The sequence below is a fragment of the Agarivorans sp. Z349TD_8 genome (genome assembly GCF_050870825.2).
Taxonomy (GTDB): domain Bacteria; phylum Pseudomonadota; class Gammaproteobacteria; order Enterobacterales; family Celerinatantimonadaceae; genus Agarivorans.
The window spans coordinates 722,398-746,236 of the sequence record NZ_CP194037.2 but is presented as its reverse complement, the minus strand read 5'-3'; the positions used below and the strand labels follow the sequence as shown (position 1 = coordinate 746,236).

Genomic DNA, 23,839 nt, shown 5'->3' with positions numbered 1-23,839 from the left:
TTCTAAAGCAAAAATCTAAGCCTTAGAATAACATCGAAATGCCCACAACTTTACGCTATTGTTGTTTTTCCTCTCTCGAATGAGGCTTAGGTACTTCAATGAACAACTGCTGTTGCCGATATCGGTAGGGCCTATACCAAATTAAACCACATTGATAATCACCATTCTCGCCAACCACACAACCAATAGGTAACTCTCGGAGCCACTGTAAATGAGCCTCTGCGCGAAGCTGTTCTTGCCAGCGTTGCTGCTCGAGCAATTCCTTTTTTAATTCGAAAACATCAATTTTATTTGGGTCTGAGCTTTTTTGTACAATAATCTGCCCCGCCTGCGCTGCACTTAAGCTGAAGAACAGAGTCCAAAAAAAGTAAATAGATCGACGTATCATCAGTATTTCATCTACAATAATTATCTTTTGAAAGTTTAGGCGATAGCCCATGATTAAGCACTCAACTATCTTATCTTTTGCTCTACTTTTAATGGCTTGTAGTCAAACATCAGCGCCGTTATTAAACGCTGATAACATCTGCCAAAGCCCCCGACCTGAACTCTGTAGTATGCAATATGATCCGGTATGTGCAGAAGTGGCAGGGAAGCTAAAAGAGTATGGAAATGCCTGCTCTGCTTGTGGCGATGTCGAAGTTAATTCCTATCAACAAGGCGCCTGCCCCGAGTAACAAAGCACTCACAAAACTTAGTAATTTGACCAAATACTGCTATTAACTTAAGTATACGCTCACTATATCGGGAGCTATTGATGCTTAGTTTAATGGCTTTATGGCGATTTATTTTAATGCCCGTATTACTGTTTAGTCCCCTTGCATCGGCCGCTGACTTAACGCTTAAGCCGCTAGATGAGCAAGCCTTTAACGGCGAGTGGCAATGGTCAAATCCCCAAGGTCAGCTACGACAAATGCGCCTGCATTTCTCTCAAGAACTCTTAAAACAATCGGCAATAGAACAATTTAGGATCAGTTATAGTCTGACTTATCCAACCAAAGCGATTAGTGCTTACTTAAACCCTCGCCTAGAGCACGCTTTAGTCATGATCAATCAATATGCTGAGCAGCCAACGGCGGCACCAAAAGATATTCTTAAAATATTAGCCAGTAATCCTGATACCCCTTCTTCCGAGATGCTTTGGGAAGCCTATCAACAATATACTCAAGACGCATTTCGCCACTTAGGTCTATTACCTTGTCGACATCCGCGAGGCACTCAATACCCTTGTGTTCGGCCCAATTATTCGCAGCTGTTCTACCAAAATCGGAATCGAATGCTGCCATTAATAAAAAACTTTCAGCCCTTGAAAGATCTCAACCAAACGCTAGCGGAGGCACAAGCATGGCTACTCACCATTCCAGTAAAACGAGAAATCAGTGACAGTTTTTCTCCACCGCTCCATGTACTCAAGGATAATCTGGCGGATAGCGATGAACGCGCCTTATTACTGGCGTTGATGCTCAGTGAATTAGCCCCAGACTATTCACTGTATATGGTTTATCCTGCACATAGCGTTGGTAGCGCCTCACCCGCTTGGCTAACTATCGACGCCAATAGTGGTATCGAAGGCCCAACGATTACTCTTGGACAGCATACCTTGGTGTTAATCTCTGGATCTTCAGAGCTGATAAACGAGATGCAGCTCGCAGATGTAGAACTGATTAGTGATGCCCTCTATTAACATCTGTTGCTTTTTTGTTATAAATGTTTATAACAGGTCTGACCTGCTTTAACTGTCAATAAAAAGGAACGGCACGTGAAATATCTAATATTGTTCTTCAGCCTACTACCAACTTGGGTGATGGCACTCAACCTCAGTCTGGGAGAGTCTCTGCCCAACATTTCTATAGACAAGGTGGGCGAGTTACAATTAGTTGACGAACAGATAAGCTATAGTCCATGGAATACCAAACAACTGGCAGGTAAAGTCCGCTTGGTACAGGCAATGGCTGGACGCAGCAGCGCTAAAGAGATTAATGCAGCCATGATTGAGGCGATTAAAAATGCTAACTTTGCGGCTCAAACATATCAAACAACCACTATTGTGAACCTTGATGACGCTATTTTCGGTACTTCAATGTTTGTTCAAAGCAAGCTGAAAAGCAATAAGAAAAAATTTCCACATGCTAGTTTTGTATTAGATAAAGATGGACAACTATTTGATTTACTAGATATAAAACCTAAATCTTCAGCGATTATTTTACTCGATACACAAGGTAAAATATTATTTGCCAAAGATGGGGCATTGAACAAACAAGAAATTAAGCAAGTGATTAAACTCATCGACTCTCATATTTAATCGTCACTCTGGCGTAAGCAGCATTACGCCTATTCAAACATCATCATCAGAACCAATAAACTAAGCACATAAGCACTCATTAACAAAGTCAAGAGTTTGTGTCGTTTCGCCCATACGGTAAGGTTTTTTAACACAATTACCCCCACACGGTTTTTAGTTAACCTAAATTTAACACCTTTAACAACAAAAGCAAACTTGCTTTATGCGCAAATCCTCAGTAAAACAGCTAAAGCGAGGGAGAGTTCAATGTCAGACAAGCCGATCATAGAAAATAAAACCAGCCAAGTAGAAAACACCAGCTTACGCCTGGTAAAAATAGCCAAACAACGCGGTTTAGATGCCTTGCTACAAAAGCAGCAACCTAATTCAACTTGGTCGCAAAGAGCTCAGGCTCGCTCAATTGTTGAGCAAGCGGTTGAACAAAAAAACTTAGAGAACATATTTTTCCTTGCAGCACAAAAAACTAGCGAACAAGACCTTGGCAGTGAACCTGATGCCGATTGGATGAGCGAGTTTTTAAAGCTTGCCAGTAATACCCAAGTAAAATCGATGCAGTTATTGTGGGCCGATATTTTAAGCCAAGAATTAAGTACCCCCGGCAGCTTTTCGGTCAAGGCACTAAGGACTTTGAAGTTAATGACGCAAAGAGAAGCTTTATGGTTTCATACGGCTTGTGAGCTCAGCTCAACGGTAGGGGGGGAAATCAATCACAAGATCATCACCGGAGCCGTCAGGCCAGCGAGTAACTTAGGCTTGGTAAGAGCTAGGTTGGAAAAAATAAGCTTAGGCCAGCACCGGATGCCTTATCACTATATTTTACAGCTCACCGAATTAGGTCTGCTGTTCGATCGAGAATTAGAAATTCGCCCTTCTATTCAACACAATACCGCACTAACCCACGGAACAGCCCAATATCAACTACGTTCTCGCTATAAAGGAGTGAAATTGACTTACCATCGTTTTACACCGATTGGTGACGAGTTGGCGAAACTGATTGAAAAACAGCCACAGCCATCTTATCAGGAACAACTGAGCGCATTATTACAAAACTACTTCGAATTAGTTTGAGCGGAGCAACGTTTAGACTTGGGTACTCCCTGAATTAGCAGCAAAATATCGCAATCCCAAAGACTTACCTCAGCGAATGTTATAAGCGATAAACTGCGCAGAATACTTCAACAGGCATTTCTATGACTTTAAGTACCACACAAAAAGATAAGCGATAGCGGTAAATCCCCCTTTCAAGCAGGCCATAAAAGCACCAACAAAACAAGCCTGAACTTATCAGACCTACCAGCAGAATGGTTTAATAACCACCCCACCAGCATTTGAATTGTTTGGAGCTCATATGAGCTACATATTCATTAAATACCACTTCCCGCAACTTCTTCGTGGATCCCACATTCACGTTTCAAACCGTAAAAACGGGTGTCTTCCTCACTCATACCCGCCTGTAAGGGTTGTGACGTTTGCACATCCCCTACCGAAACATAACCCTGCTCCCAGAGCGGATGATAGGGTAAGGAATGCTCTTGCAAATAGTAATGCACGTCCTTATTGCTCCAATCAATAATTGGCAACAATTTGAAACTCCCATTTTGGATCTGCAGCACAGGCAACTCTGAACGGCTCGATGATTGGCTACGACGTAAACCCGAGAACCAAGTTTGAACATTTAGTTCTTGAAAAGCCCGCTGCATCGGTTCGACCTTGTTAAGCGTATTGTACTGCTTCAAGCCCTCGACCCCCAGCTCCCAAAGCTTACCGAAGCGCGCCTCTTGCCAAGCATTAGACTGCTGAGCTCGATACACTTTTAAATTTAGGTTCAAACGGGCCGTCAGTTCATCGATAAAACGATAGGTTTCAGGAAATAAGTAGCCCGTATCAGTCAAAATCACTGGCATATCTGGCTTTACTTGAGTCAACATATGCAAGCTCACAGCCGCTTGAATACCAAAGCTCGAAGTAAGCACCGCCTGTTGTGGTAAGTGCTCTAAAGCCCACTCAATACGCTGCTGTGCAGTTTTAGCCTCTAAGGTCTGATTGACCGAGGCTAACTCTGCTTTTCTTAACTCATGCGGCAGCTTAACTAGCTGCTGCAAATCTAAGTTAGGCATGAAAATCCCTAGCGCTTACTTTAACTTCAGCGACGATACCAACACGAATAACAAAGTCACCAAAAGCTTCTTCAGATTCACGTTCTACCGACCAGCGAGCAATTAAACCGTCAAGTTCCGACAGAATTTGTTGTTCATCGATGCCCTCTAAATAGAGCTTAGGAATACGTGTTCCACTTTGGTTACCACCTAAATATAAATTGTACTTACCAGGCCCTTTACCCACTAAACCAGCTTCAGCCAACATGGCACGGCCACAGCCATTGGGGCAGCCAGTGACCCGCAAAATAATATGTTGCTCGGCCATGTTATGTTTATTTAATAGGCTTTCTACATCATCAACCAAGCTCGGCAAATAACGTTCTGCCTCGGCCATCGCCAATGGACAGGTAGGAAAAGCCACACAAGCCATGGAATTGAAGCGCTGCTGACTATGGCTATCGTTCATTAAACCATGTTCACGCGCTAAGGCTTCAATCTGAGCCTTCTGCGCAGCAGGGACCCCTGCTACCACCAAATTTTGGTTGGCGGTCATGCGAAAATCACCTTGATGAATTTCGGCAATCTTAGCCAAGCCGGTTTTTAGGGGTTTGCCCGGATAATCAAGCAAGCGGCCATTCTCAATAAACAAGGTTAAGTGGTGCTTACCATCAATGCCTTCGACCCAACCGATGCGATCGCCACGCGATGTGAACTCATAAGGACGGCTCGCTTCAAACTGAATCCCCGCACGTTTTTCAACTTCCGTTTTAAAAGTATCGATCCCCACCCGATCGAGGGTGTACTTAGTTTTGGCATTCTTACGATTAACTCGGTTCCCCCAATCGCGTTGCGTGGTGACCACTGCAGCGGCAATATCAAGGGTTTTATCTAAGGGGATAAAACCAAAGTCATCCGCTCGACGTGGATAGGTCGACTTATCACCATGAGTCATAGCCAAGCCCCCACCGACGAGAACATTGAAGCCAATCAACTGCCCTTGTTCGGCAATGGCCACAAAGTTAAGATCGTTGGCATGCACGTCAATGTCGTTATGCGGTGGGATCACCACTGTGGTTTTAAACTTACGCGGCAAATAATTTGAGCCGAGGATAGGCTCTTCGTCACCACCTTCTATTTTTTCACCATCGAGCCAAATTTCAGCATAAGCTCGTGTCTTCGGCAGTAAGTGTTCACTAATCTTAGTGGCCCACAGGTAAGCCTGCTGATGCAATTCTGATTCAACCGGATTACTGGTACACAATACGTTGCGATTGACGTCGCCAGCGGTGGCAATCGAATCAATACCAATACTATCCAAAGTTTGATGCATCAACTTAATATTTGGTTTTAACACACCGTGAAACTGGAAAGTTTGACGGGTGGTTAAACGAATGCTGCCATACATAGTTTTTTCGCTGGCAAATTTGTCGATGGCCAACCATTGCTTGGGCTGAATAATCCCGCCCGGCATCCGCGCCCGCAACATCACATTATGTAGCGGCTCTAATTTTTGCTTGGTTCGTTCCGCTCGAATATCCCGATCATCTTGCTGATACATGCCATGAAAACGAATTAGCTGAAAGTTATCGGCGCTGAAGCCACCAGTGATCCGATCCTGCAGATCGGCTTCAATGGTGCCTCGCAGGAAGTTACTTTCTCGTTTCAGGCGCTCGTTATCCGACAATTTGCCTTCAACAATTAAATTATCACTCATTAGTAAACATCCTTCTGATAACGCTTGGCACTACGTAACTGTTTTAAATACTCTTCCGCTTGCTCAGGGCTTTTCGCTCCCTGCTCAGCAATAATCTCGATCAGCGCTTGGTGCACATCTTTCGCCATTCGATTGGCATCCCCGCACACGTAGAAGTGAGCCCCGGATTCCAACCATTGATAAACTTCAGCGGCATTCTCTTTGAGGCGATCTTGCACATAGATTTTTTCCGCTTGATCGCGCGAGAAGGCCACATCCAACTTGGTGAGCAAACCGGATTTAAGATAGCCCTGCCACTCGGTTTGGTACAAAAAGTCCTGAGTAAAGGTTTGGTCGCCAAAAAACAACCAGTTTTTACCTTCAGCATCACTGGCATCACGCTGCTGTAAGAAGGCCCTGAATGGCGCGATGCCGGTTCCCGGACCAACCATAATCACTGGCGTATCGGGCTGGCTGGGTAAACGGAAGTTATCATTATGCTCCACAAAAACTTTGACCGCAGCGCCCTCTTCAGCGCGCGCAAAAAACCCTGAAGCACCGCCAAAACGTTGCTGCTCACCCTGTTGGTAATTCACGACTCCCACGGTGAGGTGGACTTCTTCCTCAACTTCCGCTTGGCTGGAAGCAATCGAATATAAGCGAGGGGTTAAATGACGCAATCCATCCACCAACTGCTGCGCAGTCACGTTAGCTTTTTTCTCAAGTAATACGTCGATTACCTGCTGACTCGCAGCATACTCACGCAGTTTGTTTTTATCGGCCACCAGTGCCTGTAATTTTTTGCTCTGCGACCAACTCGCCCAGGCTTCGACAAAGGCACCGCTGGTTTGAGTGATTTCTAACTTGCTAGTGAGGGCCTGTGCCAGATCAAGCGGCTGCCCATCGATCGTGACCTCCTCATCGGCACTCAAAGCTAAGCGTGTGAGAATTTGCTCCACCAACTGAGGGTCATTTTCAAACCATACTCCAAGGGCATCACCGGCCTGATATTGTAAGCCTGATTCTGCGAGATCAATTTCGACATGGCGAACATCTTTAGCCGAATCACGACCGGTAATTTTTTGGCTAACCAACAGCTCGGCTGTATAGGGGGTTTTCTTATTATATTGACGACTGCTTGGCGTACTAGCTGCCAAATTTGCTGTCGCGCTACTGGGCGCGCTTTGCAAGGTTTGCTGTACTTGCGCTAACGCTTGCTCCGTCCAAGCTTGTGCGTCTTTATCGTAGTCAACATCACAGTCGACTCGCTCACAAAGACGTTCAGCGCCTAAGGCGGCTAAGCGTTCATCAAAATCCTTACCGGTTTGGCAGAAAAACTCGTAGCTTGAATCACCTAAGGCCAATACACCGTATTTCAACTGCGCTAACTTAGGCGCTTTCTTTGAAACCAAAAACTCATGGAATTCAATCGCGTCATCGGGTGGCTCGCCTTCCCCGTTAGTGCTACTCACCAGCAACAAATGGCTTTCGGTCTTCAAACTCTTGGTTTTATAGTCGGCAACATTGACTAACTCTGTATTGATGCCCTTGGCCTGCGCCGCGCTCAACAATTCTTCCGCAACGCCCTTAGCATTCCCCGTTTGAGAGGCATAAAGAATGGTTAACTTAGCCGCTGCGTGCGCTACCGCTTGGGGTACCAATTGTCCAGAATTCTGACCAATTCCCGCTAAATACCCACTGACCCAAGCTAACTGAGTAGCCGATAGTTCAGCCGTTGCTTGTTGTAACAAACTCACCTGTTGTTCAGACAGTGGGCTGGCCAATGACGAAAGTTCCTTTAACAGCATTTTTTCACACCCTAAATCACAATTGCTGCTAGTTTAACCACGCCAGAGTCCAGACAATAAAGAATAAAAAGGGATTCTTTATAACTTTAGGAAATATAAGATCACCGCACCGTGAAGCATGTCCACTATGTGACTAAGCAACCAGCATTGCTTACAAAAAATCAATAAACTAGCAACATTGAAACATTGACAGGGCTTGCGATGGAACAACAGCTGAGCAACAACATGACCAACAGCCAAAAACTACTATTAATTCTCGCTTGGCTGATACTAATGCTCATCACTGGCACCGCGGCGCAATATCAAGATCAGCAGCAACGACAAGCCCAACTCTCAGAAGAGAGTTATCGTCTGCAGCTGAGTATTCAGCATGAACTGGATCGCTTTCGCAATTTTCCAAAAGTACTGGCAGTACAACAGCCGCTGTTCGCGACCTTAAATGACCAAGACAATGACGCCCAGCGCCATGCATTAAATCTGTATTTACAAAAAATTAATCAACTGCAAGGCAGCGATGTCACTTATTTACTCAACGCTTACGGCACTGCCATTGCGTCCAGTAATTGGCAAAGCAGTCGAACCTTCATCGATAGTAATTACAGTTATCGCCCTTATTTTCAAACGGCCATGCAAGGAAAGAATGCACAATACTTCGCCTTGGGTTCCCGTTCAGGATTACGCGGTTATTACTTTTCTGCGCCAGTACTCCAGCAGCAACGAGTGATTGGAGTATTGGTGGTCAAAGTTGCCTTAAATGTGATCGATAAGAGTTGGCGAGACCCTCGCTTTGAATATTTGCTTACCGATAAACACGGCGTGGTGTTTTATGCCTCGCAATCCCACTGGCTATATAAAAGCATTAAACCTTTATCTGGAATACAACGCCAACAGTTAATCAACTCAAAACAATATGGTGAACATTTACTGCTTAACATGGCCCAAAAAAAGCGTGACAATGAAATAACCTTACCGAATTTCCGAGACCAAAGCCAAGACTACATCTACACCCGCCGGATCTTAGCGAACACCGGCTGGCGCCTCTATGCCCTATCGCCAGACCAAGGCTATATGCAAGCGATTGCTAAGGCTATGTTGCTCAGTTCGCTGTGTTATTTAGGCTTAGTTTTATTGTATTTCTACTGGCGACAATTACAGTCAGCGCGCCAATTACAAGACCAAATCAACCAACAACTAGAGAGTCGCGTAGCGCAACGCACCGCCCAACTCACCATCAGCAACCAACAGTTACAACAAGCGCTAAATGATTACCAACGAACCGCTAGCACCTTGAAGAAGACCGAGGATGAACTCGTGCAAGCAGCCAAATTAGCCACCCTAGGAGAGTTATCCGCAGGGATCAACCATGAACTGAATCAACCCTTGACTGCATTGCAAAACTACGCCGAAAACGCACTACGCTTTCAGCAAAAGCAACAATATCAGCAAGTCACTCATAACTTGCAAGACATTCTTAAACTCTGCTTGAAGATGAGCAAGATGATCGCCAAGTTTAAAATTTTCTCTCGCAAATCTAGCGGCCAAATCGCTTGTGTTTCGAGTTCAAGTTCAATCAACGCGGCGCTCGCGATCTTAGCCAATAGAATTGTGAAACATGAGATAAAAATCGAATTCTCCGGCTTAGAGGAGCAATGGGTTAAGGCCGACGCCATTCAACTGGAACAAGTGCTGATTAACTTGATTAACAATGCCATCGACGCCTTAGAGCAACAAGCCGATGCTCGCCTTGGGATCCGCCAATACCAACACGACGATTGGCAGTGCATTGCCATCTGGGATAATGGGCCGCAGCTCAGTGAAGAACAGTTGCAACGTATCTTTGAACCCTTCTTTACCACCAAGAAACAAGGTTTAGGTTTAGGCATGGCGATTTCTAAACGACTGGTGGAAACCTTCGATGGTGAGTTAGTGGTTGGTAATCATGGCGACATTGGCCCCGAATTTGAAATCCGACTCCGCTCAGCGAGTCCCCCTGTCCAAGCTATCAATAGTTAAGAGGTAACAGTGCAAACACCGGTAATCATCATCGACGACGACCCAGATATTCTACGCTCTTTGGCGCAGACCTTAGCGCTGGAGGAGATCCACTGTGAAACCTTTAGCAGTGCCGAGCAAGCGCTCAGCCAACTCAAACAGGATTGGCCCGGCGTGATTATCTCAGATATCAACATGCCGGGGATCAGCGGCTTAGAAATGATGCAACAGGCACAGCAGATCGATCCCGATCTGCCGATTATTCTACTCACTGGCCATGGTGATATTTCGATGGCAATTAAAGCCATCCGTGATGGTGCCTACGATTTTCTTGAGAAGCCTTTTTCCACCAGCCATCTACTCGAAGTTCTACAACGCGCCCAAGAGAAAAGGCAACTCACCCTAGAAAATCGAGAGCTAAAAGCGGAGCTAGACGCCCAAAGTGGCCCTGGACCACGACTACTTGGCAGTACCCTAGCAATGATGCGACTGCGCAAAATTTTAAGCCATGTTAAGGATACCCCAGCAGATGTGTTGATCAATGGGGAGACAGGAACCGGCAAAGAGCTGGTCGCTCGTTTTCTGCATGATCATAGTGTACGCGCCAACCATCCTTTTGTTGCCATCAACTGCGGCGCGGTGCCGGAAAACATGATAGAAAGTGAATTATTTGGCCACGAAGCAGGCGCGTTTACCGGCGCCCAGAAAAAACGCATCGGTAAAATTGCCTACGCCAATCATGGCACGCTATTTCTCGATGAAATCGAAAGTATGCCGATGGCTTTACAAATAAAATTACTCAGAGTTTTAGAAGAACGTAGTGTAGAACCTTTGGGCAGTAATCAAGCAGTACAACTTGATCTGCGGGTGATTGCCGCCACCAAAAGCGATTTGAAAGCACTCGGTGAACAAGGTGAATTTCGCAGTGACCTCTATTATCGACTCAACGTCGTCGAAGTGCATATTCCCCCGCTACGCGAACGCAGCGAAGACATCGCCCTACTGTTAGAGAATTTTTTACGGGTGGCTTCCGCTCGCTATCAACTCAGCAGCCCCAAGGTGAGTCCGCAGCGCCTCGCCGAACTCATGGCACAAGAATGGCCCGGCAACGTTAGAGAGCTACGTAATTTGGCCGAACGCTGGGTATTGATGGGCGAAGACGTTGCCTTTAATACCCAGTCTCAACAACGGTCTTTAAACCTAGCGGAGCAACTATACCGATTCGAGAGAACCCTCTTACAAGATGCCCTACATCGCCATCAAGGCCATTTAAAGGCGGTTCAAGAAGAGTTACAGATCGGCCGTAAAACCCTTTACGAAAAAATGAAAAAATACCAATTAGAAAAGGATGATTATAAACACGTCAATTTAGACTAAGGGGGGAAATCCCCCCATTTCATCATCAGCAAAGGGGGGGATCCCCCCCGTTCATAACCCATCCCTTTTCTTTACCGCTCATGAAAAAACCAATAAGCCATTGTAAACAAATGGTTAAATAATATAGATCATTGTTGGCTTAAAGCTTGCTGTTAGCTATCGCGTAATCCCTACATAAGCCATTACAAGGAAGAATAATATGAAACGATTGGCAAGCACACTCACCGCCCTAAGCTTGGCGTTTGCATCAGCAATCCATGCCGCCCCGATTGAACTTAAGTTTTCTCATGTGGTTGCAGAAAACACTCCCAAAGGGCAAATGGCACTTAAATTTAAACAACTCGCTGAACAACGTTTACCCGGTAAAGTAGAAGTAAAAGTCTACCCCAACTCGCAACTTTATGGGGACGGTAAGGAGCTAGAAGCGCTGCTTTTAGGTGACATCGAATTCATTGCGCCTTCGCTATCTAAATTCAAAAAATACACGAAGAAGTTGCAAGTATTTGATCTTCCTTTCTTATTCAAAGATATGGCTGCGGTTGAGCGATTTCAAGCCAGTGATGCTGGCCAAGAGCTATTAGGTTCTCTAGAAAGCAAGGGCCTAGTCGGTCTAGGCTATCTACATAACGGTATGAAACAATTATCGGCCAATGAACCGCTGTATACACCAGCTGATGTCAAAGGTAAGAAGTTTCGCATCATGTCTTCAGACGTATTAGCCGCACAGTTTGAAGCTGTGGACGCGGTTCCCTTGAAAAAACCCTTCTCGGAAGTATTTACCCTGTTGCAAACTCGCGCCATCGATGGCCAAGAAAACACCTGGTCCAATATTTATTCGAAGAAGTTTTTTGAAGTACAAAACAGCATTACTGAATCCAACCATGGCGTATTGGATTACCTCATCGTCACCTCCGCCGATTTCTGGTACGGGCTGCCCGATGATATCCGTACTGAATTAAAAGCGGCCTTAAACGAAGCTGTCGCCATGGGAAACCAGATTGCTGCCGACAAAGCCGAACAGGATAAAGCCCATATTATCGCTTCAAAACGCTCACAAGTTATCTCTCTAACTCCTCAGCAGCGCCAACAATGGGTCGAGGCAATGAAGCCTGTATGGCGACAATTTGAAACTGAAATCGGTAAAAATATTATCGAAGCAGCGGCGGCTGCCAACCAATAAACGCTGACTTGCGCAGAGGCCCCTCACTCTGCGCAAGTCCCCAAGCGGTTTTGCTCATAAGGACATAGCATGAAATTTGTAACTTGGTTCCGGCGTTTCGAAGAAAACTTCATCGCCCTACTGTTGGTCTCCATGACGCTACTGGTATTTATCGAAGTGATCATGCGCTTTGTATTTAACTCTGGGATCCACTGGGTACAAGAGGTCACTCTCTATTGCTCCGCTTGGCTGGTCCTACTCGGTGCTAGCTGGGGAGTCAGAGAAGGCGCCCATATTGGGGTCGATGCCTTTGTCAGAATTCTTCCGCCCACCCAACGTAAACTACTCACGCTATTGGCCTTAGCTCTATGTTTATTCTATTGCAGCCTATTTATGTATGGCTCTTGGGTATACCTAAGCAAACTGCAACGGATCGGCATTGAAATGGAAGATTTACCGATTGAAAAATGGAAAACCATGAGTGTGTTATTTATCGGTTTTGTGTTGTTAGTGGTTCGATTTTTAGAGGTAGGTTGGAAGGTCATCACCAATCAACAAGATGGTTTCCACCTCGCAGACGAAGCCAAAGACAGCATGCACTTAGCTGACGAAATAGAAAAACAATAAGCATTACCGGCAAAGGATCTGACCATGACCACCTTCACTCTTTTTATCTTACTGTTTATTTGCATGATCATTGGTATGCCCATCGCGGTCGCCTTAGGTTTTGCCAGTATGACCACCATTTTACTGTTTTCCAATGACTCCTTGGCATCAGTCGCTCTAAAGCTATTTGAAGCAACCTCGGAGCACTATACGCTGCTTGCGATCCCCTTCTTCATTTTGTCATCGGCATTTCTCTCAACTGGGGGAGTGGCGCGACGGCTGATTAACTTTGCGATGGACAGTGTCGGCCATATTCGTGGTGGACTGGCCATGGCTTCGGTGTTGGCCTGTATGTTATTTGCCGCGGTATCGGGCTCCAGTCCCGCCACCGTGGCAGCGATTGGCTCCATCGTGATTGCTGGCATGGTACGCTCAGGCTATCCTGAGTCCCTCGCGGCAGGTGTTATCGCTAATGCCGGTACCTTGGGTATTTTAATCCCCCCCTCGATTGTCATGCTGGTCTATGCTGCCGCCACCGAGGTCTCGGCGTCACGCATGTTTATGGCTGGCTTCATCCCAGGGCTCATGATGGGCAGTATCTTAATGCTCGCCATATACGTAGTTGCAAGGATCAAAAATCTTCCGGCGCAGCCCTATCCCGGCTGTCGCCAATGGGGGATATCGGCGCTCAAAGCCACGGGCGGTTTAATGCTGATAGTCATCGTGCTGGGATCCATTTATGGCGGTATCGCCAGTCCCACCGAAGCGGCATCGGTCGCGGCAGTCTACGCCTTCTTAGTCTCGGTTTATGGCTATCGTGATATTGGGCCGCTCAAAGGTCAGGCCTGGCGAAACCAAGGGGAGAGCCTGTCTAAAGCGATCGCTCGCAATGTTTGGTTATTGCCAATCAGCATCTTCAAATCGGTGAACAATCAAGAGGTTCGCCACGTGCTCAAGGACGCAGCTAAAGTAAGCATCATGTTGTTATTCATCATTGCCAATGCGATGTTGTTTGCGCATGTGCTTACTACCGAGCGCATTCCGCATATGATCGCCGAATCGATCGTCGCTTATGGCTTACAACCCTGGGCATTTTTAGTGGTAGTGAACATTCTGTTACTGATCGCTGGCAACTTTATGGAACCTTCGGCCATCTTGCTAATTATGGCTCCGATTTTGTTCCCAATCGCCACTCAACTGGGGATCGACCCAATCCATCTGGGCATCATTATGGTGGTCAATATGGAAATCGGTATGCTCACGCCACCGGTAGGACTCAATCTGTTTGTCACTGCTGGAATTACCGGTAAAAGCATGGGCTGGGTGATTAAGGCCTGCCTGCCTTGGTTAAGCTTACTGCTGCTATTTTTAATGCTGATTACCTACATCCCACAGATATCGCTGTTTTTACCCGAATACTTCGATCGCATCAATGGCTATTAATCAAACAGGCCTGCAAATGCAGGCCCTATTATTACTCAGTGATTATTCCATGCGCCGCTGTCGCCGACGTAAGGCATCGTTAAAGCGACGTTTAGCCACTTCAGAGCTTGGTTCAAGTGGCGGAACGTTAATCGAATGGCCTTTATCATCGACCGCCACCATGGTGAAGAAGCACGAATGAGTATGCCGCACGGTTTGTTCTTTCAGATTTTTGGCTATCACCTTAATCCCGATCTCCATCGAGGTTCGGCCGGTATAGTTAACAGAGGCTAAAAAAGTGACAAACTCGCCAATCTCTACCGGATTCTTAAATAACACCTGGTCCACCGACAAGGTCACTGCGTAATGCCCGCAATACTGGATCGCGGTGGTATAAGCCACTTCATCCAACTTTTTTAACATTGACCCGCCATGCATCTTTCCTGAAAAGTTAGCCATCTCAGGGGTCACCAAAATATTCATCTCTGTTTGTGAATTATCCATCATATTCCTCATCTCTTTCTGCCAAACCCTTTCGTCGGCGGTAGGGAATTACGGGCAAAATAATTCACCCGAGTTAATCTGTTTTTAAACCGTGTTTTTCAAATAAAGAATATAAGGTAGGTCGTGTCACGCCTAATAAACTAGCAGTATTTGAGACATTGCCATCGCTTAAGGCCAAAGCCTTATTAATCGCCAATTTCTCTGCTGCTTCTCGAACATGCCGTAGGTTTAAAGCCAGCTTCATCTCCTCTTCATCACCCACCGATAAGGCCAAATCCTCAGCAGTAATTTGCTTGTTATCAGCCATGATCACTGCTGATTTAATTTTATTTTGCAACTCACGAATATTGCCGGGCCAGCGATGATGACTGAGAGCGGCGATGGCATCGTCACTAAAATTATTAATGTTTCGCTGCATCTGCTTGTTGTAGTTTTGCAAGAAAGCGCGCGCCAGCAGAATCACATCTTCACCGCGTTCCCGCAAAGGTGGAATATTAATGGTTATTTCGCTGATCCGATAAAACAAATCTTCACGAAACTCTTTTTGTTCTACCATTTGCGATAAGTTTTGGTGAGTCGCGCAAACGATTTTCACATCCACAGGAATTTCTTTACGCCCACCAACACGCTCAACCACTTTCTCTTGCAAAAAACGTAATATTTTCGCTTGTAGTGGATAAGGCATATCACCAATCTCGTCAAGGAATAAGGTGCCACCATTGGCACATTCAATCTTCCCTTCAGTGGTTTTATGAGCTCCAGTAAAGGCACCTTTCTCAAAACCAAATAGCTCACTTTCCAACAAGTTTTCAGGGATCGAGGCACAGTTTATCGCAATAAAGGGCTTCTCTTTACGGGGGCTTTGCTGATGAATCGCCCTAGCCAAGACCTCTTTACCAGTGCCGCTCTCCCCTAATAGCAGCGTGGTGACTTCCGTTGGCGCAATCCGTTCCACCATCCGACACACTTTTTGCACTTGAGGGGAATTACCTAAGAAGCCATTGCTATCCAGCGATGCGCCTCGCAAGGTTTCATTTTCAAGCTCAATGTTTGCCACCCACAGGGCTCGGGCAATAATCACCGACAGCGTGTCATCGTCAATCGGTTTATGATAAAAATCATGAGCCCCCATCGCGATCGCCTTTAAGGCATTGTCTTTATCTTCATTCCCTGTAATCACAATGACCTTAAGCTTAGGATTAAGCTCTAGCATTTCTTTCAAGGTTGCTAAACCTTCACTGGCATTGGCTTCATCCGGTGGCAAACCTAAATCTAAAGTGACCACTTTAGGCTCATAGCGCCTAAGTGCGGTAATGGCCTGATGACGATCACCAGCTATCACCACTTGATAATCACTAAAGCTCCACTTCAATTGCTTCTGAATACCAGGGTCATCTTCTACGACTAATAGCGTTTCCATGTCATCTCATCCATTTACTTATTAGTAAGCCCGCAGACTTAGTTAAATCTTGTGAATCGGTAAAAATAGCTTAAATAAGCTACCTTCGCCCTGTTTACTTATCACTTGGATATGTCCACCCAATTCTTCGACGAAACGTTTGGCATCGTAAGCGCCCACCCCCATACCAGCATTTCCCTTAGTTGTATCAAAGGGTTTAAACAAGCGATTGTCAATAAAATCAACACTCATACCTACGCCTTTATCTTCAACTTCGACCAAACAAGTTTGCGCTTGCAAAGATGCGCGAAGCAAGACCTGACCACTCTCATCACTGGCATCTTGGGCGTTTTGAACCAAATGTGAGAGTACGTTAATGAAGCGTTCTTGATCTCCAACCAATTCAAAATCGGATCCAATTTGATAATCCAGCTCCGGTGCTGGTAGGTTACTCACCTTAACCTTTAAAACTTGCTGCAATGCCCGAAGCAGATTAAATGGTGCAACCACAGTATCAATACGTTGTTTATTACTTAAATGCGCAACCACCTTTCTTAAGCGACTGGCAGCCGAATCGACCGTGTCAAAGGCATCGTCGATAAACTCAGGATTATGTTTATGCTTAATGGCATTTTTTGATAACAATTGCAGCTGCGCTAATACGTTCTTTAAATCATGTACCAGGTAGGCCGACATCCGGTTAAAGGTGTCGAATTGCTGACTTTCGGCCAACGCTAAGTTGGAACGATGAAGATTCAAATACACCGCTAACTGGCGGCTAATAGCACGCATTAAGTCGCGATCTTCCCAGTTTACACTATGGATCGAAGTGGGCGGAGATAACAAGATTGCCCCCTTAAATCCGGCAGCAGTACTGGTTGGAATAACATAGGCAAATTTAGTAATTTGCTGCAAATCCAGAGTCGAAACCTTAAATGGAACGACACTAGGATCGGCTTTTAATTCCGCAATATCAACGATCCATTGATGCTCGATAGCTGCCATACCAAGGTGTTCCAAACAAGCCAAAATCTGTGAATCATCTTCTCTTAGATTATAACTAGCCTTGACTATAAATCGCCCATTTTCCACGATGGCTAAGCTAGCAAAATGACAATCGAAGGGCTGGTTAATCGCTTTAAGCGCAATCGCATAGGGCGAGATACCGTCATCTTCTAACACCGCAGCAAACTTCATCCATTCTTCACGATACTCATATTTATTGGCGAAGAAGTGCTTTGTGATCTGAACCTTAAGCTGCTTACGCAACTTTTCCGATAAAAATAAACTCACCAGTACCAGCACGCTTAAGGCAAAAAAACCATTCTGGGCAATACTTCCCCAGTCTCCTCCCTCATAACGGAGGTAATAGCCAACCAGCGCCATCATTAGCAGGTAAGCCCCTGCAACTAACAGTAGAGTGCTGTGATAAATCACATCTCGTGAGACATAAATTTTAGTCGACCAACGCTTGACCCGACGCGCACTTAGCAATACCAAAGGGGCGGCCAAAATTGCCACTAAGCCACGTAAGACCCAAAAATCAAAAGAAATACCTGAGGTGATTAACGCATTAGCATACAGTGAAAAATCGAAAGCAAACATGCTTCCCAAACCTAAACACATCGGTTTAATGGTTGGCCGAGCCGTGACATCGATACGTCGATACAACTGCTCAATTAGCCATAGACCCACCACTGCCTGTGACAATTGGCTAATCAGCCAAAACTGATTCAGTGGGACATGAAAAATAGCAGCCAACAACTGTAATAAGGCAATCACCAATAGACCAAGCAATACGCCTTTACGGCGCCAAGAACCTTGCAACAAATTACCAAAACTAAAGCGCGGCGCAATGGTTGCGTATAACAGCAACATCCATAGCCCGTTACGCAAGCTTTCCAAAGAATAAAAATAACCTAAGGAAAATGAAAAGCGCATTTGGGCGGCACCAAGAACGGCCCAAATAAAAGTAAAAAACACCGCTAAACTTAAAGCTTGCCGCTGAAAACCACTCTGCTTGGTCGTCAACAATAACAAGCTAAACAACAAATAAATTATTGCAGCTAAGCTATATCCGAATAGGCCTACAATTATACTCAATCTAAGTCATCCATCTTAGCCCTCAGGGCAGTTATACTGGGTGGTCATTTTAGGTTCGAGATGAAAACCTTTTAATCGCAGCGAACACGATGTGGCATAATGGGGACAACTCATTCCGCAAAACAACGCGTCAAAAGCTTTAAGCCAAATATCTACTTAGCCATACCAGACTAAAGTGAATTGAATAATGGTTTACTCTCCATTGCGGCTTTGCAGGACTACACATCAAGCTCTGCCATTACGAGCCCTCATACTCCCTACAACATCCTGTGAGCAAATCAACGCTCACATTGGCCTTCATTTCAACGCAAGATAGAGCCTCAAAGCAAGATTGGGCCGCTCGCCAATAGCGATCCTTCATTCACAGCTAAATAGCCGACGCGAGAAGCGCCACTCCATAAAGGGAAAGTCAAATTAGCGACTTTCTCCTAACTCAACAATTTCTTTGCGTTTTTTCTCTATCATTTTGTCTAAGTAACGGATAATTTTAATCTTTCTCAGCACCACTTCTTCCAGATAACTAGACACATCTAATAGATTCGCTTTCATCTGTTGCTCACCAACGGCCATCACTGACACATCGGGAGAAGTTAAGCCATCGCTATATTGGCGACCTAGAACTTGATCAATATTCACACTTGCTTGCTGAGGTGGCGTGCCCTGAAGCGATCCAGACAATTCGCCGCCCATTTCTTCAATGACTGCAGCCACATCCTTGGAACCAATGGTATGCAAATCTTCCAAAAATGCGTATAAAAATAAGCGGTCGGCAAAAATATTGATCTTCCGAGGAATACCTTTGGTAAAGTCGGCAATCTGAACAAAAATATCGTCATCTAATTGTGGGTTTTGTTGCCAACCCACTTGTTTGAGTCGATGTAAAATATATCCCTGAGTTTGTTCGGCATCAAAGGCCTGTAAATGGCAAGAAGCAATGATCCGTTGCCGAAACTGTTCCATTTCGGGTAATTCAATAATTGGTTTTAACTCTTCTTGCCCAAGCAAAAAACTCTGAAACAAGGGTTTATCATCTAATTGAAAATTAGACAGCATCCGCAACTCTTCAACGGTTTCTGCTGGTAAGTTCTGCGCTTCATCGACTACCAATAACGCGCGCTTCCCTTGCCGATGCAAGCTCAGTAGATACTGCTCAAAGCGTTTTAAAATTTCGGCTTTATTTAAGCTTTCGACTTCAATGGAGAACTGAGCCGCGACTAAGCGGACTAACTCATCTGGACTGAGTCGGGTTGTAGCAATCTGCGCAGCGACGATCGATTCATCAACTGAGGCCAGTAAACTACGAGCAATGGTGGTTTTACCGGTACCAATCGGGCCCGTCACCACAATGAAACCCTCGCCTTGTGATAGCCCATAACGCAGATAAGAGATCGCGCGATCATGATGAGGGCTCGCAAAAAAGAATTTAGGATCAGGGCTTAGCTTAAAAGGTTTATCGCTTAAACCAAAAAAAGATTCATACATATTTAAAACTGCTTAGTAGCGTTAATTGAAACGCGATTTTCATTATAGTCACGGCCCTCAATACTAGAGCTACGACGAGTGAATTGATAACGATAAATTAGAGAAAAACCTTCGATCAGATCTTGAGTGAGCGACAAATTATAACGGCTATATTTATCGACTTGCTTACCTTTACTGATTCGCTCAAAGCGATAGTAATCATAATCAACTTTAAAAGCCGCTCGAAGCTGACGAGTTAACTTGTGATCTAAACCTAAGCCGACACCGTAAGTTTTATCCTGAATAAAATCAGTAAGCTCAGTCAAACTGGTTCGATCTTGGTGGCGAATTTCAAAATCGATGCCACTACGACGTAAGTCCAAAGCACTATTCCAGCGTAAAGTCTTATTTAATTTTTGCTCTGCAAGAATATCCCCTTCAACAAAAAACCGCCGGTCAAAACTAGTGGGTTCTTCTATGTAAGAAATATCGGTTTTAATCCGTCTGCGTTCATGCGAAAAGGTAAAGTTATAAGCATCACCATAAAACCGTTGACCATACTCAAATAGCAACTTGGTTCTGCGATTTGGCTGAAGATTCAGCGCTGCGCCGATATAGTCATCATTCTTTTCTCGCTCTAAAGAAAAATTATAGCTCACTTCGAGATAGCTTAATTGAGTTCGAAAATAACGAAGCGCGGGCCCCCAACTTTCAGACTCCCCAACCGTAGATGAGGCATTCACACCTTCGAGGTAGCTTTCGGCATAATAACGTAGAAAAGGACTAAATCCCGAGCGTGGTGGAAGACCTAGTTCGATTTTATATTTCAGAGTTTCGGTTGCAGCAGAATTAGCGCGAGCCTCACGCTTCGAATAAGCGGATTCAACAAGCCAAGTAACGTTCTTTACTTTCTGTCCATTCTTAAATAACAAAGCTCCCTCTAAATCATTGTTATTACCGCGGTCATCTTCATAACGATTAAAAGTAGAAAACACCGCCGTGTTCAAATCAATCCATTTACGAGGGTTAGATTTATATCCTAATGAAAGCTCATGTGAACTGCCTTGTATTAAATCACCAGTCACGACATCAGTTATCGCATTGTCATTAACCTTAGCAGGCATTATATACATCTTTGAGACAAGACCGACCGTAACACCAGTATTGCGGATTTTCTTTTCAGCCATAAAAATAAGATCGTGATACAGCTTATTCTTATCTGAATCGTCTGAATTGTAAATTTGCTCAGCTTGGTAGTCGAGCGTCAAACGACCATCATGACCAATAAATTCAGATTCGAGCCCCGCTGTAAATACACCGATTTGTCCTGATCGAGTCGCATCTTCAGTTAAACCAACATTGTCGGTATAAACCAGCTCAGCACTTAGCTTAGGAAGGAAGCTAAAATCTGCTGCCGACACCGACATCGATAAACCAACTATCAGCGCAACAACGATGCTAAGCGCTTTGTTCTTCCTCGTATCCATAGCCATATCCGTAGCCATAACCGTAAGTTCCTGTTTTACCGTGCACTGCTTTATTCAACACATAACCTATCGCCAATTCTTCACTAAATTGGGAAACAGCCGCCTTAATTGCGGCCAACTTCGTTTTGTCTTGTTCAACCACCACCACCGCCTGACCAATAAAATTAGACAGAACCACAGTTTCATTCACCCCAAGAATTGGTGGACTATCGAATAACACGACTCGGTCGGCATAACGACTATTTAACTCTTCAGTCAGAGCACGCATTTTATCACTTGCCAACAACTCGTTACTTAAGTGATGAGGCATTCCTGCCGGCATAATCCGTAAATTTGGGATATTGGTATGATAAATGACATCTGCAATATCATCCGTCTCACCGAGTAAATATTCCATAAGGCCCATATGTTGGCCAATCCCTAAGGTTTTACTCACGGTGGGTTTCAATACATCCGAGTCAATCAGTAGTACTGTTTTATCTTTTTCCAAGGCTAAACTAAGTGCCAAATTAATCGAAGTAAATGTCTTCCCTTCGCCAGGATTGGCACTGGTGACCATTATCAGATTACTTTTATTACGCGGTATCAAACTTGGATCAAATGCATTTTTCAATAACTTACGCTTAACGCCTCGATATTCATCACTAAGCATTCGAGTCTCTCGAGAACGAACATCGGATAACATCCCTAAGTTTCTTAATACACTTGAGTCAATTTGCAATACAGCCTTTTCGCGAGGCCTTGCATTGGGTTCTTGATTCGGCGGATTCACATCCGCGACAGAGTCTGGAGCTGCAGCATTATTCGACTGCTGATTTTGTTGGGCTTGTTTGGCCAACTTACCCATCGCTTTTTCTATGGTACTCATAAGATCCCAATGCCTCCCAAGATAGAAATAAGCTTATTGTGTAAGCCCGGAAGTAAATTAATGACCATAAACCCAACAAAACAACACAATAACAATATATTTGAAAATACAAATATACGCATTTTTTGCCTTTCGACTTTAATCAAACCAGAGCTGTCGGTGGCAGACACAACCCCGAGCACCGGAAAGCCGGTTTGCTGATATAGCTGCTGAATACTCGATACCACTGGATTAATCTGACTAAATGCCAGAGACAAACCAACACCGGCACCCAAAGCTAAAATCAGCACTCCAATAATAAGCAGTGGCCGCTTCGGTCCAGAAGGCTCTAATGGCACCCTTGGAGCGTCAATCACCCTAAACTTAATATCGTCGGTGGTCTTACCCGCGCTCTCAGAAATCTGAGCACTTTCTCGGCGAGACAACAAGTCTTCATATTTCGACTTAGTAATCTCATAATTTCGATTCAAACCGGTGAGTTTAGCTTCCACATCAGGGACCTGGCGTAACTGGTCTTGTAGATCAGAAACATTGTCTTTATAGCGTTGTTCACGAACATTCAGCGAAGCCACTTCATTTTCCAACTGGCTCACGGTAATTTTCAGATCCTGATAAATCACCGAGTCGGAGGCAATCGCGGCAGGCGTCTGCGCAACGGTTAAAGCACTATCTTTCTGTTTCTGCAAGCCTGCAATTTGTCGCTTAACCTCGATAACATCTGGATGGTTGTCCGTATAACGCAGCAACATATCATCAAGTCGGGTTTGCATTGAGACAATTCGGTCATCGAACTCAGTTCTGACCTTAGCGGTTTGTTGAGATGCTAAACGTTCTTCACTAGCTAATTGAGCCCGAGCCGATGTTAACTTTGTCTCTGCTTCGCTTAACTGTAAACGAGTTTCTTCAAGCTTCTTTTTTACCCCTTCAAGATTACTGTAATAAGTCGATTCTTTACCGGGCAAAAAAGCTGTGTACTCTTGCTTAAAAGCCGCGAGCCGTTTCTCTGCTTCAATCAGGCGCGTCTCATACTCTTCAATTTGCTGATTAATAAAAGAATTCGCCGTATCTGTATCCTGACGTTTTTCACCTAAAGTATTTTCAACAAATACATCAAGGGCAGCTTGCACTACATCACGCACATACTGTGGGGAGTCAGCTTCAAAACTAATGGTGTACAGGTTTTCTCGTTTTGTCTTATCAATGATTATTTTTTCTTTTAAATCATCGAGTAGCTCTTCATATTCAAGCTTATTGTTCACTCTTAAATCTGCGTCACTCGCGCGAACAATTTTTTCCAAATTACTTCTGCTCAACAGAGTTTTAACCATCATTTGCAATTCTTGAGCAGGGTCTGTTTGCAAGGCTAAGCCTTTCAGCAGTGGCTGTAACAAAGAGCGAGTATCCGCATATACTCTTGCTTCGGCCGTATACTGATTTGGCAACAAGGTCACAACAATCCAGCCAATAGGGCAAAGCAACCAAAGTGCAATAATAATATAACGTCGCTTCAGCCATACCCCTCTCAGGTACTGCAAAAAGTCCTCAATAAATTCCTGCAT

General features: G+C 44.8%; 20 protein-coding genes. 9 read left to right on the top strand and 11 right to left on the bottom strand.

Annotated features, from left to right (window positions below):
* Positions 1–55 precede the first annotated feature (55 nt).
* A complete protein-coding gene (locus ACRRS1_RS03245) occupies positions 56–388 on the bottom strand; it encodes a hypothetical protein (protein WP_432468415.1) in 333 nt (110 codons plus the stop codon).
* 49 nt (positions 389–437) lie between these two features.
* On the opposite strand from ACRRS1_RS03245, the gene ACRRS1_RS03240 reads away from it, so the two are divergent.
* The 4 genes from ACRRS1_RS03240 to ACRRS1_RS03225 all read left to right on the top strand — a co-directional run bounded on the left by ACRRS1_RS03240 (position 438) and on the right by ACRRS1_RS03225 (position 3,370).
* A complete protein-coding gene (locus tag ACRRS1_RS03240) occupies positions 438–677 on the top strand; it encodes a hypothetical protein (protein WP_432454592.1) in 240 nt (79 codons plus the stop codon).
* An 80-nt stretch (positions 678–757) separates the two neighbouring features.
* Complete coding sequence (locus tag ACRRS1_RS03235; protein ID WP_432454593.1) at positions 758–1,684, top strand: hypothetical protein; 927 nt, start codon at positions 758–760, stop codon at positions 1,682–1,684.
* Between the two features lie 75 nt (positions 1,685–1,759).
* A complete protein-coding gene (locus ACRRS1_RS03230; RefSeq protein ID WP_432468416.1) occupies positions 1,760–2,302 on the top strand; it encodes a YtfJ family protein in 543 nt (180 codons plus the stop codon).
* Positions 2,303–2,548: 246 nt separating this feature from the next.
* Positions 2,549–3,370 (top strand): TIGR03899 family protein, encoded by an 822-nt coding sequence (locus ACRRS1_RS03225; RefSeq protein WP_432468417.1) that lies wholly within the window; start codon positions 2,549–2,551, stop codon positions 3,368–3,370.
* Positions 3,371–3,666: 296 nt separating this feature from the next.
* Here the strand turns inward: ACRRS1_RS03225 and ACRRS1_RS03220 are convergent, their stop codons facing one another.
* From ACRRS1_RS03220 to ACRRS1_RS03210, 3 genes are read right to left on the bottom strand one after another with little or no spacing between them, the layout of a single operon-like run.
* Positions 3,667–4,419: a phosphoadenylyl-sulfate reductase gene (locus ACRRS1_RS03220; protein WP_432468419.1), complete on the bottom strand. Its 753-nt coding sequence runs from the start codon at positions 4,417–4,419 to the stop codon at positions 3,667–3,669.
* A complete protein-coding gene (gene cysI / locus ACRRS1_RS03215) occupies positions 4,412–6,115 on the bottom strand; it encodes an assimilatory sulfite reductase (NADPH) hemoprotein subunit (RefSeq protein WP_432468420.1) in 1,704 nt (567 codons plus the stop codon). Before cysI ends, ACRRS1_RS03220 begins: the two co-directional genes overlap by 8 nt.
* Positions 6,115–7,902, bottom strand: coding sequence for an assimilatory sulfite reductase (NADPH) flavoprotein subunit (locus ACRRS1_RS03210; RefSeq protein WP_432468421.1), 1,788 nt, complete (start codon positions 7,900–7,902; stop codon positions 6,115–6,117). The genes cysI and ACRRS1_RS03210 overlap by 1 nt, the downstream gene beginning before the upstream one ends.
* Before the next feature lie 201 nt (positions 7,903–8,103).
* Between ACRRS1_RS03210 and ACRRS1_RS03205 the strand changes: the two genes are divergently transcribed.
* From ACRRS1_RS03205 to ACRRS1_RS03185, 5 genes are all read left to right on the top strand, one after another.
* The gene (locus ACRRS1_RS03205) at positions 8,104–9,915 is read left to right on the top strand and encodes a sensor histidine kinase (protein ID WP_432468423.1); all 1,812 of its coding nucleotides are present in this window, start codon (positions 8,104–8,106) and stop codon (positions 9,913–9,915) included.
* A gap of 9 nt (positions 9,916–9,924) precedes the next feature.
* Positions 9,925–11,271: a sigma-54-dependent transcriptional regulator gene (locus ACRRS1_RS03200; protein WP_432468424.1), complete on the top strand. Its 1,347-nt coding sequence runs from the start codon at positions 9,925–9,927 to the stop codon at positions 11,269–11,271.
* A 199-nt stretch (positions 11,272–11,470) separates the two neighbouring features.
* Positions 11,471–12,451: a TRAP transporter substrate-binding protein gene (locus ACRRS1_RS03195; RefSeq protein WP_432454601.1), complete on the top strand. Its 981-nt coding sequence runs from the start codon at positions 11,471–11,473 to the stop codon at positions 12,449–12,451.
* Positions 12,452–12,520: 69 nt separating this feature from the next.
* The gene (locus ACRRS1_RS03190) at positions 12,521–13,057 is read left to right on the top strand and encodes a TRAP transporter small permease (protein ID WP_432454602.1); all 537 of its coding nucleotides are present in this window, start codon (positions 12,521–12,523) and stop codon (positions 13,055–13,057) included.
* A 24-nt stretch (positions 13,058–13,081) separates the two neighbouring features.
* Complete coding sequence (locus ACRRS1_RS03185; RefSeq protein ID WP_432454603.1) at positions 13,082–14,479, top strand: TRAP transporter large permease; 1,398 nt, start codon at positions 13,082–13,084, stop codon at positions 14,477–14,479.
* Between the two features lie 42 nt (positions 14,480–14,521).
* Here ACRRS1_RS03185 and ACRRS1_RS03180 read toward each other — a convergent pair whose 3' ends face one another.
* From ACRRS1_RS03180 to ACRRS1_RS03150, 7 genes are all read right to left on the bottom strand, one after another.
* Complete coding sequence (locus ACRRS1_RS03180; protein ID WP_432468425.1) at positions 14,522–14,965, bottom strand: acyl-CoA thioesterase; 444 nt, start codon at positions 14,963–14,965, stop codon at positions 14,522–14,524.
* A 70-nt stretch (positions 14,966–15,035) separates the two neighbouring features.
* Complete coding sequence (prsR, locus tag ACRRS1_RS03175) at positions 15,036–16,382, bottom strand: PEP-CTERM-box response regulator transcription factor (RefSeq protein ID WP_432454605.1); 1,347 nt, start codon at positions 16,380–16,382, stop codon at positions 15,036–15,038.
* Positions 16,383–16,424: 42 nt separating this feature from the next.
* Positions 16,425–18,464: an XrtA/PEP-CTERM system histidine kinase PrsK gene (gene prsK, locus ACRRS1_RS03170; RefSeq protein WP_432468427.1), complete on the bottom strand. Its 2,040-nt coding sequence runs from the start codon at positions 18,462–18,464 to the stop codon at positions 16,425–16,427.
* Between the two features lie 414 nt (positions 18,465–18,878).
* Positions 18,879–19,946 (bottom strand): XrtA/PEP-CTERM system-associated ATPase, encoded by a 1,068-nt coding sequence (locus tag ACRRS1_RS03165; RefSeq protein WP_432454607.1) that lies wholly within the window; start codon positions 19,944–19,946, stop codon positions 18,879–18,881.
* A 2-nt stretch (positions 19,947–19,948) separates the two neighbouring features.
* On the bottom strand, positions 19,949–21,430 hold the full coding sequence (locus ACRRS1_RS03160; RefSeq protein ID WP_432464343.1) for an outer membrane beta-barrel protein: 1,482 nt from the start codon (positions 21,428–21,430) through the stop codon (positions 19,949–19,951).
* A complete protein-coding gene (locus ACRRS1_RS03155) occupies positions 21,384–22,280 on the bottom strand; it encodes an XrtA-associated tyrosine autokinase (protein WP_432454609.1) in 897 nt (298 codons plus the stop codon). Before ACRRS1_RS03155 ends, ACRRS1_RS03160 begins: the two co-directional genes overlap by 47 nt.
* Positions 22,277–23,839 (bottom strand): XrtA system polysaccharide chain length determinant, encoded by a 1,563-nt coding sequence (locus tag ACRRS1_RS03150; protein ID WP_432454610.1) that lies wholly within the window; start codon positions 23,837–23,839, stop codon positions 22,277–22,279. The genes ACRRS1_RS03155 and ACRRS1_RS03150 overlap by 4 nt, the downstream gene beginning before the upstream one ends.